Annotated in this window: 13 protein-coding genes; 6 read left to right on the top strand and 7 right to left on the bottom strand. The window is 67.7% G+C overall.

Going from position 1 to position 15,447, the window contains the following annotated elements:
* Positions 1–3 precede the first annotated feature (3 nt).
* The 5 genes from csiR to BM297_RS14160 all read left to right on the top strand — a co-directional run bounded on the left by csiR (position 4) and on the right by BM297_RS14160 (position 5,092).
* Entirely contained in the window at positions 4–711 is a 708-nt protein-coding gene (gene csiR, locus BM297_RS14180) for a DNA-binding transcriptional regulator CsiR (RefSeq protein WP_092432607.1), read from the top strand.
* A 151-nt stretch (positions 712–862) separates the two neighbouring features.
* The gene (locus BM297_RS14175; RefSeq protein ID WP_092432606.1) at positions 863–2,419 is read left to right on the top strand and encodes a diguanylate cyclase domain-containing protein; all 1,557 of its coding nucleotides are present in this window, start codon (positions 863–865) and stop codon (positions 2,417–2,419) included.
* 42 nt (positions 2,420–2,461) lie between these two features.
* Complete coding sequence (locus BM297_RS14170) at positions 2,462–2,782, top strand: hypothetical protein (RefSeq protein WP_092432605.1); 321 nt, start codon at positions 2,462–2,464, stop codon at positions 2,780–2,782.
* Positions 2,783–2,962: 180 nt separating this feature from the next.
* A complete protein-coding gene (locus tag BM297_RS14165; protein ID WP_092432602.1) occupies positions 2,963–4,606 on the top strand; it encodes a tetratricopeptide repeat protein in 1,644 nt (547 codons plus the stop codon).
* Between the two features lie 39 nt (positions 4,607–4,645).
* Positions 4,646–5,092, top strand: a complete 447-nt coding sequence (locus BM297_RS14160; protein ID WP_092432599.1) for an SRPBCC family protein — start codon at positions 4,646–4,648, stop codon at positions 5,090–5,092.
* Between the two features lie 56 nt (positions 5,093–5,148).
* Here BM297_RS14160 and BM297_RS14155 read toward each other — a convergent pair whose 3' ends face one another.
* The 6 genes from BM297_RS14155 to BM297_RS14130 form a co-directional block, all read right to left on the bottom strand.
* Positions 5,149–5,865, bottom strand: coding sequence for an ABC transporter ATP-binding protein (locus BM297_RS14155; protein WP_092432596.1), 717 nt, complete (start codon positions 5,863–5,865; stop codon positions 5,149–5,151).
* Complete coding sequence (locus tag BM297_RS14150) at positions 5,862–6,737, bottom strand: ABC transporter ATP-binding protein (protein WP_092432594.1); 876 nt, start codon at positions 6,735–6,737, stop codon at positions 5,862–5,864. The genes BM297_RS14155 and BM297_RS14150 overlap by 4 nt, the downstream gene beginning before the upstream one ends.
* Positions 6,734–8,011 carry a high-affinity branched-chain amino acid ABC transporter permease LivM gene (gene livM, locus BM297_RS14145; protein ID WP_092432593.1) on the bottom strand — a complete coding sequence of 426 codons (1,278 nt, stop codon included), beginning with the start codon at positions 8,009–8,011 and terminating at the stop codon, positions 6,734–6,736. The genes BM297_RS14150 and livM overlap by 4 nt, the downstream gene beginning before the upstream one ends.
* A gap of 2 nt (positions 8,012–8,013) precedes the next feature.
* Complete coding sequence (locus BM297_RS14140; protein ID WP_092432591.1) at positions 8,014–8,928, bottom strand: ABC transporter permease subunit; 915 nt, start codon at positions 8,926–8,928, stop codon at positions 8,014–8,016.
* A gap of 180 nt (positions 8,929–9,108) precedes the next feature.
* Positions 9,109–10,233, bottom strand: coding sequence for a branched-chain amino acid ABC transporter substrate-binding protein (locus BM297_RS14135; protein ID WP_092432763.1), 1,125 nt, complete (start codon positions 10,231–10,233; stop codon positions 9,109–9,111).
* 209 nt (positions 10,234–10,442) lie between these two features.
* Entirely contained in the window at positions 10,443–11,666 is a 1,224-nt protein-coding gene (locus tag BM297_RS14130) for a benzoate/H(+) symporter BenE family transporter (RefSeq protein ID WP_092432589.1), read from the bottom strand.
* A gap of 134 nt (positions 11,667–11,800) precedes the next feature.
* On the opposite strand from BM297_RS14130, the gene BM297_RS14125 reads away from it, so the two are divergent.
* Positions 11,801–12,691 (top strand): LysR family transcriptional regulator, encoded by an 891-nt coding sequence (locus BM297_RS14125; protein WP_092432588.1) that lies wholly within the window; start codon positions 11,801–11,803, stop codon positions 12,689–12,691.
* 87 nt (positions 12,692–12,778) lie between these two features.
* Here BM297_RS14125 and pepN read toward each other — a convergent pair whose 3' ends face one another.
* On the bottom strand, positions 12,779–15,436 hold the full coding sequence (gene pepN, locus BM297_RS14120; protein WP_092432587.1) for an aminopeptidase N: 2,658 nt from the start codon (positions 15,434–15,436) through the stop codon (positions 12,779–12,781).
* Between the last annotated feature and the right edge of the window lie 11 nt (positions 15,437–15,447).

Genomic DNA, 15,447 nt, shown 5'->3' with positions numbered 1-15,447 from the left:
ACCATGGAAACCCTTGTTTCCCAAGAGAATCTGGCGATCCGCGGGCACCAGCTGCTCAAGCGCGACATCATTCGCGGCGTGTTCAAGCCCGACGAGAAGCTGCTGATGAGCGGCCTCAAGCAGCGTTACGGGCTGGGCATCGGCCCGCTGCGCGAGGCGCTGTCGCAGCTGGTGGCGGAGCGCCTGGTGGTCGCGATCAGCCAGCGCGGCTACCGGGTGGCGCCGATGTCGCTGGGCGAGCTGTTCGATATTTACGACGCCCGCGCCAACCTGGAGGCGATGCTGCTCGGCCTGGCCATCGAGCGCGGTGACGATGCCTGGGAGGCGGAGATCCTCGCTCGCGCCCACACCCTGACCAAGGTGGTGGAGGTGCGCAACGCCGAGGAACAGCTGAGCGTGTGGGACGCCCGGCACAAGGCGTTCCACACCGCCATCGTCGCCGGCTGCGGCTCGCCACAGCTGTTGCAGGTGCGTACCTACCTGTTCGACCAGGCCGAGCGCTACCGTCACCTGTGGCTGCAGCACACGGTGTTCTCCGAGCAGGCGCTGGAGGCCAAGCGCCACGAGCACGCCGCGCTGGTCGAGGCGATCCTCGCCCGCGACAGCGACCGCGCCTGCCGGCTGATGCGCGAGCACCTGATGGGTCCGGTGCCGATCATCACCGAGCTGATGAAGACCGAGGGCAGCGAAGCGCACCGCCCCCCCGCCTAGGCGGCGGCCAGCCGCCGTGGCATAGTGCCACGAACCACCAAAGGTGATCGGCGTCACAAAATCGCGCCGGAACAACAACCTGCCGGGCAGGTCGGGATTAGTGATGATGGGGCTCAGAGGCAGGCAATCTGAGGGAGGCTACTGGTGGCGCATGGCGCTGACCGGCAGCCTCGGGATCGTCATCGCCCTGGTTTCCTACCTGTACGGCGCGGCTCTCGAGCGTGACCTCGAGACCCGCGAGTTCCAGCGCCTCGCCCAGGTGCAGTACCAGAACACCCAGGAACTGCTGCGCCGCTCGACCCAGGTGCTGCTCGCCTTCCGCGGCTTCTTCGCCGCCTCGCTGCAGGTCGAGCGTGACGAGTACGCGCGCTTCGCCGGCGGAATCCTCGCCCACTACCCGGAAATCTACGCCATCCACTGGGCGCCGAAGGTCGTCCCGGCGCAACGGGCAGCCCTGGAGGCCGAGATCCGCGCCCTGCAGTCCGTGCCGCTGGGCATCTTCGACACCGACGCCCGGGGCAAGCGCCTCGCCCAGGCCCCCGCGCGCGAGCTGTACTTCCCGGTCCAGTACGCCGAACCGTACGCCGCCAACCGCAAGGTGGTCGGCCTCGACACCCTGGGGCGCTCGACCAACCAGACCGCCATCCGCGCCGCGACGGCCAGCGGCGAACAACAGCTGACCCCGGTGTTCCCGCTGATCCAGGATCCCGACGGCCCGCTGGCGACCGCACTCTATCAGCCGGTGTTCGCAAGCGGCCAGCCGACCGCCAGCGCCGAGCAGCGCCAGCAGGCGCTGCAGGGCTTCCTGATCCTCCTGCTGCGGCCCAGCCTGCTGGTCGAAGGACTGCCCTTCGGCGAGCGCAAGGTCGCCGTTCGACTGTACGACCGGCAGGACGCGCAGCTGGTGGCCATCCATCCGCGCGGCGCCAGCCTGCAGGCGCCGGCGGAGAACGTGGTGCACCGCGAGCTACAGGTGCCCGGCCGCACCTGGGTCATGGAGTTCGTGGCCAGCGAAGGCTTCGGCGAGGGTCTGCACATCCAGCCCGTGCTGCTGATGCTGTCCCTGCTGTTGCTGACCGGGGCCAGCCTGGTGTTCCTCGACCGCTCCCACCGCAGCTCGCAGGCCCTGCAGACGACCAATGCCGAACTCCTGCGCCGCCAGCAGGAGCTGAACGACCTGGCCCATTACGATCCACTGACCGGCCTGCCCAACCGCCTGCTGCTCTACGACCGCATCGCCATGGCGCTCGCCGCCCAGCGCCGCCAGGGCGGCTGCCTGGCGGTGTGCGTGCTGGACCTGGACGGCTTCAAGACGATCAACGACCGCTTCGGTCACCCGGCGGGCGACAGGGTCCTGCGCGAGGTGGCGCGGCGGATCCTGGCGGCGGTACGCGCCAGCGACACCGCCGCTCGTCTGGGTGGCGACGAGTTCGTCGTGGTGCTGCCCGGGATGAAGGCGAGCGCGGCACTGCATCAACTCATGCAGCGCCTGATCGAGCAGGTGGGGCGGCCCATTGCTCTGGACGACGGCGAGCCGCAAGTGGCGGTATCGCTCAGTATCGGCATTGCCTTTGCCAGCAGGCACGGCGATGTGGACGCGCTGATCCGCGAGGCCGATGTCGCCATGTATATGGCCAAGAGCGCCGGCAAGAGCTGCTACCGAATTTTCGGCGCAACCGATGTCTCATGTGGACAGGCCACGGTTTGAGACAACGACTGGGCCTGCCCTCTCGACTCGCCGGAATGACTGATGAACAAACTGCGACTGACACTGCTCGGCCTGGGCGCCCTCGTCCTCCACACTGCGGCCTACGCCGACCACACCCGCTACGACGACCGCCGCTGGTGGCGCGACTGCTGGGAGGGCGAGCGCAAGGAAGAATTCCGCGATGGTCCCTGCCGGGTGAAGCTCGAATCCAAGCACGACGAGTTCAAGCGCGAGATCAAGTGCAAGGACGGTCGCGGCGCCTGGTGGCGCGGCGAGTGGAAGGACGAGTTCCGCGACGGCCGCTGCCGGGTGAAGCAGGACGTCAAGCACGACGAGTTCAAGGAAGAAGTGAAGTGCGACTGAGCGCGGGGCCTGCACGGACAGAATAACCCGGGCCGTTCAAATCCCTACACGATCCATCGCCTCACCGGTCAACTGCTAGCCTGATCAGTTGCATTGGGTGCTATCCCCTCCCAAGCCGAGATCGTCCGGAGCACCCTCTCGTCCACTCTTCGCTCAACCTGCCGCCAGTGGAGGTGACGAATGAAAACCGCACGACTGATGGCGCTCACTTTTTCTCTGGCAGTTGCCACGGCGAGTCCGGCATGGCTGTACGGCGCGGACACCCCGCTGAATGCGACCGCCGAGAAGCTCGGCGAGGTGAACTTCCCGGTCTCCTGCAGCGCCGACGCGCAAAAGGAGTTCAACCGGGCGATGGCGCTGTTCCATTCGTTCTGGTTCGACCCGGCGAAGGTCGCCTTTGCCAAGGTGCTGGAGCACGACCCCGGGTGTGGCATGGCGCACTGGGGCATCGCCTTCATGTCGATGGGCAACCCCTACACCTGGGCGGCCAACCCCAACGCTGCCGCGGCAGGCGCGCCAGCCGCAGCGGAGGCCCAGCGCGTTGGCGCCAAGAGCGAACGGGAAAACGCCTACATCGGCGCCCTCGCCCTGCTCCTCAAGGACTGGCAGACCAGCGAATTCCGCCCGCGGGCGCTGGCCTACGAAAAAGCCATGGAGGGGGTGACCCGCCAATATCCGGAGGATGATGAGGCGCGGATTCTCTACGCCCTCGCGCTCAACATCACGGCATCGCCCACCGACAAGAGCTTCACCAACCAGCTCAAGGCGGCGGCCATTCTCGAGCCGCTGTTCAAGAAATACCCCAACCACCCCGGCGTGGCGCACTACCTGATCCACACCTACGACTATGCCGAACTGGCCGAGAAAGGCCTGCCCTATGCGCGTGCCTACGCCGCCATTGCCCCCTCGGTGCCGCATGCGCTGCACATGCCTTCGCACATTTTCTCGCGCGTCGGTCTGTGGCCGGAGATGGTCGAAGGCGACCGCGCCTCGTACCTAGCGGCCAAGGCCGAACTCAAGGAATCGACGCTCGGCATCGGCGCCTACGACGCCCTGCATGCGATGGACTACATGGTGTTCGGCCATCTCCAGCAGGCGCAGGACAATGCCGCCAAGGCGCTGCTGGATGAGGCGGCGGCGATCAGCAAGGTGAACGTGGAGAACTTTGTCGCCGCCTACGCATTCGCCGCGATTCCGTCCCGCTTCGCCCTCGAACGCGGCGACTGGAAGCAGGCGGCCCAGCTCAAGCTCACCCCCGGCGATCTCGCCTGGCACAAGTTCCCGCAGTCGGAGGCCATCCTGGTGTTCGCCCGTGGCCTGGGCGCGGCGCGCAGCGGCGACGTCGCCGCGGCGCGCGAGGATGTCAGCCGTCTGGAAGCGCTCAAGGCCGCGCTGACGGCGGCCAACAACAGCTACTGGGCGGGCCAGACGGATGTGCAAGTGCAGACCGTGAATGCCTGGATCGCCCTGGCAGACGGGCGCAACGACGAGGCGCTGCGCTTGATGCGCGCCGCTGCAGAGGCCGAGGAGGCCAGCGACAAGCACCCGGTCACTCCGGGAAACGTGGTGCCCTCGCGCGAGCTGCTGGGCGAGGTGCTGCTCATCACCAACCAGCCGACCCAGGCGCTGGCGGAGTTCGAGCGCTCGCTCAAGCGCGATCCGCAACGCCTGCGCGGCATTTACGGCGCGGCCCGCGCGGCGGAGGCCAGCGGCAACCGCCAGGCGGCTGCGGACTACTACCGCAAGTTGCTGGAGATCACCGCCAAGCGCGACACCGAGCGTAGCGAACTGGTGCAGGCAAAGGCGTTCATCGAGAGCCAGTGACCCGCCTGCAGGCCATAGCCAACGACAGGAAAAATCCCTATGCCGACCCACACCGTCCGCCTGCACCGCGTACTGCGGGCGCCGCCCGAGCGAATCTATCGCGCCTACCTGGACGCCGAGGCCCTGGTCAAGTGGCTGCCTCCCCACGGCTTCACCGCCAAGGTGCATCAGCTGGATGCCCGGGTCGGCGGAACCTACCGGATGTCGTTCACCAACTTCAGCACCGGCCAGAGCCAATCCTTCGGCGGCGAATACCTCGAGCTGGTACCCAACGAGCTCATCCGCAACAGCGACCGCTTCGACGATCCGAACCTGCCCGGCACCATGCAGACGACGGTCACCCTGAAGGGGGTGTCCTGCGGGACCGAGCTGAGCATCGTGCAGGAGGGGATACCCGAGGCGATCCCGGCGGAATCCTGCTATCTCGGCTGGCAGGAGTCGCTCCTGCTGCTGGCGCAGCTGGTCGAAGCGGAGATTGCCGACTAGCAGGCTGCTTTTGACCCAGCATCGGCGACGCAGGTAGTTTTTCAACCGCCTGCGAGTCAGTGCCCGCCCAGATAGGCGCTGCGCACCTCGGGATTGCCCAGCAGCTCCGCGCCCGTGCCGGAAAGGCGAATCTCGCCGTTGACCAGCACGTAGCCGCGGTCGGAGAGCTTGAGCGCATGGTTGGCGTTCTGCTCGACGAGGAACAGGGTCATGCCGCCGGCGGCCAGTTCGCGGAGGATCTGGAAGATCTGCTTGACCACGATGGGCGCCAGGCCCAGCGAGGGTTCGTCGAGCAGCAGCAGCTTGGGCCGGCTCATCAACGCACGGGCGATGGCGAGCATCTGCTGCTCGCCGCCGGAGAGGGTCATGGCGCGCTGGTTGCGCCGCTCGAGCAAGCGCGGGAACAGCTCGAACATGCGCCGCAGGTCCTCGTCGGCATGCCGGTCGCCGATGGTGATGGTGCCCATCAGCAGGTTCTCCTCCACGCTCATGTCCGGGAACACCCGCCGGCCCTCCGGGGACTGGGCCACGCCGCTGGCGGCGACGTGGTGGGCGGATCTGCCGGTGATGTCCTCGCCGCGCAGGAGGATCTGCCCGGCGCTGGCGCGCGGCTGGCCGAAGATCGACATCAACAGGCTCGACTTGCCGGCGCCGTTGGCGCCGATCAGGCAGACCGTCTCGCCCTCGTCGACGTGCAGGCAGACCCGGCGCAGGGCCTGCACCGGCCCGTAGTACAGGTCGACGTCGCGCAGCTCCAGCAGCGGCACGCTCATGCCGGCTCCTCCTCGTCGGCGCCCAGGTAGGCGGCGATCACCTTGGGGTCGCTGCGGATCGCCGCCGGCGCGCCCGCGGCGATCACCTCGCCGTGGTCGAGCACCACGATGTGGTCGGAAATGCCCATCACCATGCCCATGTCGTGCTCGATCAGCAGCACGCTGAGCTGGTGCGTGTCGCGCAGGGTACGGATGATCGCACCGAGCGCCGCGGTCTCGGCCGGGTTGAGGCCGGCGGCCGGCTCGTCCAGACACAGCAGCTGCGGCCGCGTGCACATGGCGCGGGCGATCTCCAGGCGGCGCTGCTGGCCGTAGGACAGTTCGCCGGCCAGGCGGTTGGCGCAGTCGACCAGATCGACCAGCTCCAGCCAGTAGAAGGCATGCGCCAACGCCTGTTCCTCGGCGCGGCGAAAGCCCGGGGTGTTGAGCACCCCGGCCAGCAGGCTGCGGTTCAGCCACAGGTGCTGGGCCACCAGCAGGTTCTCCAGCACCGACATCTCGCGGAACAGGCGGATGTTCTGGAAGGTACGCGCCAGGCCGGCGCGGTTGACCCGGTGGGTGCCGCCGAACAGCTTGTACCACAGGCGGCTGGCGAACTGCCGCGGGCGCACGAAGTCGCCCAGCTGGAACGGTTCGCCGAGCACCTGCAGCACGTCGGTGGCCATACCGCGGGTATACAGGCGGATGCTGCCGCCGCTGGCGCGGTAGAAGCCGGTCAGGCAGTTGAACAGGGTGGTCTTGCCGGCGCCGTTGGGGCCGATCAGCGCGGTGATCGAGCCACGCTGCACGCCGAGGCTGACGTCGTGCAGGGCGCGGATGCCGCCGAACTGCATGGACAGGTGGGCGACGCTGAGCACGTGCTCCCCGGTCATGGCGCCACTCCCGGCCGCGGGGCGAAGCCGCGGCGGCTGATGCGGATCAGCCCGCGCGGACGCCAGATCATCATCAGCACCATGAGCATGCCGAACAGCAGCACCCGGTAGTCGGCGAAGGTGCGCAGCAGCTCCGGCGCCACGGTCAGCACGAAGGCGGCGAGCACCACGCCGAGGGTCGAGCCCATGCCGCCGAGCACGACGATGGCGAGGATCAGCGCCGACTCGAAGAAGGTGAACGAGCTCGGGTTGACGAAGCCCTGGTAGCTGGCGAAGAACACTCCGGCCAGCCCGGCGGTGGAGGCGCCGAGCATGAACGCCGACAGCTTGACCAGCACGTGGTTGAGGCCCAGCGCGCGGCAGGCGATCTCGTCCTCGCGCAGCGCCTCCCAGGCGCGGCCGATCGGCATGCGCGTCAGGCGGCCCTTGACGTGCAGCACCAGCAGCACGGTGAGCAGCAGCACCGCGTAGATGAACACGAACTTGAGGTTGGGATCGTAGGGAATGCCGAGGAACTCGTGGATCGGCACGCCGCCCTCCTTCGCCCGCCTGCCGAACTCCAGGCCGAGCAGGGTCGGCGCCGGCACCGGCATGCCGTTCGGTCCGCCGGTGAACGACAGCCAGTTGTTCAGCACCAGGCGGATGATCTCGCCGAAGCCGAGGGTGACGATGGCCAGGTAGTCGCCGTGCATGCGCAGCACCGGGAAGCCGAGCAGTGCCCCGGCCAGCGCGGCGAGCAGTGCAGCCAGCGGTAGCACGCTCCAGAAGCCGAGGCCGAGGTACTCGTAGCCCAGCGCCAGGCCGTAGGCGCCGATGGCGTAGAAGGCCACGTAGCCCAGATCGAGCAGCCCGGCGAGGCCGACCACGATGTTGAGGCCGAGGCCGAGCAGCACGTAGATCAGGCCGAGGATGACCACGGTAAGCAGGTACTTGCTGGCGAAGAACGGGAAGACCAGCGCCGCCAGCAACACCAGCGGGACGATCCAGCGCAGCCGCGAGCGGTGCTCCGGCGCCAGCACGTGGACGCCCGCGCCGCTGCCCTCGAAGCGCTGCATCCAGATCCGAGCTGGCGCCGTCTGCAGGAGCAGGCTGAGCAGCAGGCGACCGCACATCACCGTACCGACGATCCAGGCGACGCGCACCGGCTGCAGGTTGAAACGGTAGCCATCGAGCACCACGCCGACGATGGGGCCGAACACCACCAGGGCGATCAGCCCGGCGAACAGGCTGTCCAGCAGGGCATGGCGCAGGTTCAGGGAGGAAGCGGCCGGCATGCTCACACCTTCGCCACCTGGGGCCTACCCAGGAGTCCTTGCGGGCGGAAGATCAGGATCAGCACCAGCAGCGAGAAGCTGAACACGTCCTTGTAGTCGGTGTTGACCAGCCCGGAGAACTGCGCCTCGGCGACGCCGAGGATCAGCCCGCCGAGCATCGCCCCGGGCAGCGAGCCGATGCCGCCGAGCACCGCGGCGGTGAACGCCTTGATGCCGATGACGAAGCCGGCGTAGAAATCGAAGGTGCCGTAGTTCATGGTGATCAGCACGCCGGCCAGCGCGGCCATGGCGGCGCCGATGACGAACACGGCGGAAATCACCCGGTCGGTGTCGATGCCGAGGATCTGCGCCATCTTGCGGTCCTGCTGGGTGGCCCGGCACATGCGGCCGAGCTTGGTGTAGCGAATCACCCAGGTCAGCGCGGCCATGCCGGCGAAGGCGGCGATCAGGATGAACACCTTGGTGTAGCTGATCTGCAGGAAACCCTCGCCGATGGCGACGCGGAAGGCGCCATCGAGCAGGGTCGGCACGCCCTGCTGGCGCGCGCCCTGGCTGATCTGCACGTAGTTCTGCAGGATCAGCGAGATGCCGATGGCGCTGATCAGCGGCGCCAGGCGGGTGGAGTTGCGCAGCGGCTTGTAGGCGATGCGCTCGATCACCCAGCCGTACAGGCCGGTGACGCAGACGGTGAACAGCAGGGTGCCGAAGATCAGCAGCGGAAAGGATTCCAGGCCGAAGAAGCTCAGCAGCGCCAGACCGATGGCCGACAGATAGGCGCTGATCATGTACACCTCGCCGTGGGCGAAATTGATCATGCCGATGATGCCGTAGACCATGGTATAGCCGATGGCGATCAGCCCGTAGACCGCGCCGAGGGTCAGCCCGTTGATCAGCTGCTGCAGGAAGATGCCGTCCATGCGTGTCGCCTCAGTGGGGAGCTGTGGGAGGCGCGCCCTTGCCGTGGTGCGGCCCCAAGGCCCGCCACCCGCGCAAGAGCGTCGCCACGAGGTCGGGCCGGCAGCACCGCAGGGTGGAAAAACCGCTGCACGGGTTTTCCACCCTGCGGATCGGAGATGCCCGCCTTTAGCGGACTCGCCTCACGGCAGCTGGTGATACTTGCCCTGGTCGTCCCACTGGTAGAGCACGTAGTCGCTGACCTTGAGGTCGCCCTTGCGATCCCAGGCCTTGCTGCCCATCACGGTCGGCACCGAATGGCTCTTCAGCCAGGCGCTGGCCTCCTCGGCGTCTGCCGAGCCGACGCCGTTGAAGGCCGCCGCCATCGCCTGCAGCGAGGCATAGGCGTACAGAGTGTAGCCCTCCGGCTCGTAGCCGCCGGCGCGCAGCTTCTCGACCACCGCCTGGCCCTCGGGAATCTTGCGCGGGTCGGCACCGAAGGTCATGTAGGCACCCTTGACGTACTGCGGGCCGCCGGCGGTGGTGACCAGCTCGTCGGTGACCACACCATCGCCGGAGACGAAGTGGGCGTTCAGGCCCTGCTCGCGCATCTGCCGCAGCAGCGGGCCGGCCTCCGGATGCAGGCCGCCGAAGTAGACCACGTCGACGTTGGCGCCACGCAGCTTGGTGACCAGCGCGTTGAAGTCCTTCTCGCCACGGGTCAGGCCCTCGTAGAGCACCTCGGTGACACCGCGCTTGTTGAGCTGGGCCTTGGCGGCATTGGCGATGCCCTGACCGTAGGTGTCCTTGTCATGGATGATCGCCACCCGCGCGCCCTTCAGGGTGTCGACGATGAAGTCGGCGGCGACCTGGCCCTGCTGGTCGTCGCGGCCGCACATGCGGAACACCACGTTGAGGCGCCGGTCGGTGACCACCGGGTTGGTCGAGCCGGGGGTGATCATCAGCACGGCCGCCTCGTCGTACACCGCGGAGGCCGGGATGGTGGAGGAAGAGCAGAAGTGGCCGATCACCCCGGCGACCTTGTCCTGGTCGACCAGGCGGTTGGCCACCGCCACCGCCTGTTTCGGCTCGCAGGCGTCGTCGCCCTTGACCAGCTTGATCGGCTCGCCGTTGATGCCGCCGGCGGCATTGATGTCGGCCGCCGCCTGGCTCGCCCCACGCCAGTACTGCTCGCCGATCGCGGCGCTGGGGCCGGTGTGGGGGCCAGCCACGCCGATCAGTATCTCGGCCTGAACCACCGAAGACAGGCCCAGCGCGGCGGCTACCGCGAGGGCGAGAAAGCCATTTCCTGCAATCTTCTGCGACATGGAGGTGCTCCTGGGGATGAGGATGGTCGCTTCCGGCGAGCGCCAGGCGTCCGAGGGGCGTGCCACGCCGTCCTTCTGCGCAATCGGCATAACGCGCTCCACCTCATATCCTTTTAGCCTATGGCGGGCCATGTCGCCGGTGCCATCAGCCAATTTCGCCAAACCTGCCCATCGCAAAGCGTGCACGCCCCTCGTCACCCTGCGCCGGCTCAGTCCTTGCTTGGCACCACCAGCCCGGCCGCCGGGGCTTTGCGCGGCAGCCAGCCCGACTTGTGCAGGATCAGGTAGGCCAGCGAGCCGAGCACCACGCCCCAGAAGGCCGAGCCCAGGCCGAAGAAACTCATCCCGGAGGCCGTGGCCAGGAAGGTGATCATCGACGCCTCACGGTGCTCCGCCTCGTGTACCGCGCCCATCACGTTGCTGGTGATGGCGCCGATCAGCGCCAGCCCGGCCAGCACGGCGACGAAGGCCTTGGGCATGGAGGTGAACAGCAGGATGATGGTGCCGGCGAAGCAGCCGCCGAGCAGGTAGAACACGCCGTTGGCGATCCCGGCGACGTAGCGCTTGTCGGGATTCTCGTGGGCATCCTTGCCGGTGCACAGGGCCGCGGTGATCGCGGCGATGACGATGGTGATGCCGCCGAAGCAGGCGACCGCCAGCGAGGCCAGGCCGGTGACGGCGATCAGCGGCTTGGCCGGGGTGTGGTAGCCCGAGCTACGCAGGATGGCCATGCCGGGCAGGAACTGCCCGGTCAGGCTGACCAGCACCAGCGGGATGGCCAGGCTCAGGGTGGCGCTCCAGGTCCACTCCGGCGCGATGAACACCGGGATGGCCAGGCTCAGCTCGATGCCCTGCAGGTTGGCGCCCTCCAGGCCGACGGACAGGGCCACGCCGACGATCAGCAGCAGCACCAGGCAATAGCGGGGAAACAGGCGCTTGAGCAGCAGGTAGGCGCCGATCATGCCGAGCGCCAGGGCCGGCATGCCTTCCACCGCCTGGAACGCGCCCACACCGAATTGGAACAGGATGCCGGCCATCATCGCGCAGGCGATGCCCTTGGGGATGGCCTGGACGATCCGGTCGAAGTAGCCGCTAACGCCGATCAGGAAAATCGCCACCGCCGCGGTGATGTAGGCGCCCACCGCCTGATTGAGGCTGAGCTCGGGGAACAGGGTGACCAGCAGCGCCGTACCGGGAGCGGACCAGGCGGTGACCACCGGCACCTTGAGCCACCAGCTGAGCAGGATGCCGGACAGCGCCGCGCCGATGGAGATAGCCCAGACCCAGGAGGTCATCAGCGCCGTGGAGACCTCGGCGCTCTGCGCGGCCTGGAAGAAGATGATCAACGGACCTGAATAGGAGATCAGTACGGCGAGAAAGCCGGCCGTGACGGCCGAAATCGAAAAATCCTGCTGGATAGTGCTGCGCTTCATTCTGGGTGCTCCAACCAAGCATGCCAGCCAGCTCATGGGGCCGGCGATGCTGCAACCTTATTGTCAGCCCGCGAATTGATAAAGCCGGCCAAACTGGCAACACTATTCGGACCTAAAGAACAATCGGATCAACCATGGACCGTTTGCAGGCCATGCAGCTGTTTGTGCGCATCGTCGAACTCGGCAGCTTCAGCAAGGCGGCCGAGCAGCTGGCGATGTCGCGCGCCTCGGCGACCGCGCTGATCAAGCAGCTGGAAAGCCATCTGGGCGCCCGCCTGCTGCAGCGCACCACCCGCCAGGTCAGCGCCACCCTCGACGGGCGCTCCTACTACCAGCACTGCCTGAATATCCTCGGCGAGATCGAGGAAGCGGAAAGCGTGTTCTCACGCAGTGCGCAGCACCCGCGCGGCCGTCTGAAGATCGACCTGCCCGCCTCGCTCGGCCGACTGGTGGTGATCCCGGCCCTGCCGGACTTCTACGCACGCTACCCGGAGATCGTCCTGGAAATCGGCATCGGCGACCGGATGATCGACCTGGTGCGCGAAGGCGTCGACTGCGTGGTGCGTATCGGCGAGCTGAACGATTCCACCCTGGTCGCCCGCGCCCTGCCGCCGCTGCGCCAGCTGACCTGCGCCAGCGCCGGCTACCTGTCCCGCCACGGCCTGCCGACCAGCCTCGAGCAGCTCGACGGGCACCAGTGCGTCGACTACCTGTCGGCCACCAGCGGCCGCCTGCAACCGCTGGAGTTCAGCGTCGCTGGCCGGCTGGTGCCCTACACCCTGCCGGCCTGCCTGGCGGTCAACAACGGCGAGTCCTACGTGGCAGCCTGCGAGGCCGGGCTGGGCATCGTCCAGGTGCCGCACTACCACGTGCAGCGCCAGCTCGCCGCCGGCAGCCTGGTCGAGCTGCTGCCCCAGCACCGCCCGCCGCCGCTGCCGATGACCGTGCTCTACCCCCACCACCGCCACCTGACCCCGCGCCTGCGGGTGTTCATCGACTGGCTGGTGGAGCTGTTCGGCGGCTGAGCCCACTCTCTAGAAACGCCAAGGCAGAAACGCCAAGGCCGCGCCGACACAGCAGTGCCGACGCGGCCTTGGCCTGCCCTGGACCGATCAGACCAGGCTCTTGCTCACCACCTCGAACACGTCGCTGGACAGCTCGCCGCTGGCCAGGATGCGCTCCAGTTCGCCGCGCATCAGCGCCTGGCGGGCGCTGTCGAACTTGCGCCAGCGGGTCAGCGGGGTCAGCAGGCGGGAAGCGATCTGCGGGTTGAGGGCGTTGAGGGCGATCACCTGGTCGGCGAGGAAGCGGTAGCCGGCGCCGTCGAGGCGATGGAAGTTGACGTGGTTCTGGTTGGCGAAGGCGCCGATCAGCGCGCGCACCTTGTTGGGGTTCTTCAGGGTGAAGGCCGGGTGGTGCATCAGCGCCTCGACCCGCTCCAGACCGCCGGGCAGCGGGCTGCCGGCCTGCACGCTGAACCACTGGTCCATGACCAGCGCGTCGTCCTTGAAGTAGTCGGCGAACTTGGCCAGCGCCGTAGCCTTCTCCGACTCGAACGGCGAGTTGACCAGCACGGCCATGGCGGCCAGGCGCTCGGTCATGTTGTCGGCATGCTCGAACTGCTCCTCGCAGACGTCGACCACCTCGTCGCTGCCGGCCAGCGCCAGGTAGGACAGGGCGATGTTCTGCAGGCTGCGCCGGGCGATCTGCGCGGCGTCGGCGGCGTACGGCGTGCTGCGCGACTGCTCGCGGCAGGCCTGGTAGCGCGCCCACAGCAGGTCGAACAGCTCGGCGCAGATCTGTGCACGGGCGAATTCGCGGGCGGCGTGGATGGCGTCGACGTCGGCCACCTCGCTCAGCTCGGCGAGGTAGGCCTCGGCCGGCAGCGAGAGCATCTCGGCGACCATCGCCGCATCCAGGCTTTCATCGGCCAGCACGCTGCGCAGCGCCGCGATCAGGCGCGGATCGAGGCTCAGCGCCTCGTCGCGCTGCTGCTGGTCGACCAGCTCCTGCAGCACCTGCACGCTGAGCTGCTGGCCCGCCTCCCAGCGGTTGAAGCCGTCGGAGTCGTGCTGCATGAGGAACATCAGCTGGTCGCGGCTGTAGGGGAAGCTCAGCTTGACCGGCGCGGAGAAGCCGCGCAGCAGCGAGGGCAGCGGCTTGTGGGCGACATCGACGAAGGTGAAGTGCTGCTCGGCCTCGGTCACCGCCAGCACGCGCGAAGTGCCGTCCGCCACCGCCTCGCCGGCCAGGCGCAGCGGCAGTTCGTGGCCGTGGGCGTCGAGCAGGCCCATGGCCACCGGGATAACGAAGGGCTGCTTGTGCTCCTGGCCCGGGGTCGGCGGGCAGCTCTGCCGGAAGGTCAGGCTGTAGGTATGGGCGACCGGGTCGTAGGCCTCCTCCACCACCAGGCGCGGGGTGCCCGACTGGGTGTACCAGCGCTTGAACTGGCCGAGGTCGACGCCGCTGGCGTCCTCCATGGCCTGGATGAAGTCATCGCAGGTCACCGCCTGGCCGTCGTGGCGGTCGAAGTACAGATCCGAGCCCTGGCGGAACGCCTCGGCGCCGAGCAGGGTGTGGATCATGCGCAGCACTTCCGCGCCCTTCTCGTAGATGGTCAGGGTGTAGAAGTTGGAGATCTCCATGTAGGCGTCCGGGCGTACCGGATGGGCCATCGGACCGGCGTCCTCGGCGAACTGCTGGGTGCGCAGGAAGGCGACGTCCTCGATGCGCTTGACCGTGCGCGAGTTCATGTCGGCCGAGAACTCGGCGTCGCGGAACACGGTGAAGCCTTCCTTCAGCGACAGCTGGAACCAGTCGCGGCAGGTGACGCGGTTGCCCGACCAGTTGTGGAAGTATTCGTGGGCGACCACCGCCTCGACACGCTGGTGGGCGGCGTCGGTGGCGGTTTCCGGGTGGGCCAGCACGCAGCTGGAGTTGAAGATGTTGAGGCCCTTGTTCTCCATGGCGCCCATGTTGAAGTCGTTGACCGCGACGATCATGAAGATGTCCAGGTCGTATTCGCGGCCGTAGACCTCCTCGTCCCACTTCATCGACTTCTTCAGGCTGTCCATGCCGTGCTGCAGCTTGCCGATGTTCTCCGGCTCGACGTAGATGCGCAGGGCGACGTCGCGGCCGCTCATGGTCCGGAAGCTGTCCTCGATGCACCACAGGTCGCCGGCGACCAGGGCGAACAGGTAGGCCGGCTTCCTGAACGGGTCCTGCCAGGTGGCCCAGTGGCGGCCGTCCTCTTCGTGGCCGCTGGCGATCGGGTTGCCGTTGGACAGCAGCACCGGATAATCCCTCTGCGCCGCGCTCACCGTGGTGGTGAACTTGCTCATCACGTCCGGGCGGTCGAGGTAGAAGGTGATCTTGCGGAAACCCTCGGCCTCGCACTGGGTGCAGAACATGCCGCCGGACTTGTACAGGCCTTCCAGCGCGGTGTTGCTTTCCGGGTGGATGCGCACGCTGCTGTCGATGACGAACTCGCTGCGGGTCGGCTGCAGGGTCAGGTGGCTGTCGTCCTGCTGGTAGTCGCCCTCGCCCAGCGGCACGTCGTCCACCGCCAGCGACAGCAGTTCGAGCTGCTGGCCGTCGAGCACCAGCGGCGGCAGGCCGCTGCCGGCTTGCGGGTTGCGGCGCATGACCAGTTGCGCATGGACCAGGGTGTGGTCCTCGAACAGCTCGAAGGTCAGGTGGGTCTCGTCGATCAGGTAGTCGGGGGCCCGATAATCCTTGAGATAGACAGTCTTCGGTTGTTCGCTGCGCATGTCTGGCTTCC

This window comes from Geopseudomonas sagittaria (assembly GCF_900115715.1).
Taxonomy (GTDB): domain Bacteria; phylum Pseudomonadota; class Gammaproteobacteria; order Pseudomonadales; family Pseudomonadaceae; genus Geopseudomonas; species Geopseudomonas sagittaria.
The sequence above is the reverse complement of the archived record's forward strand: the minus strand, read 5'-3'. Positions and strand labels throughout refer to the sequence as shown.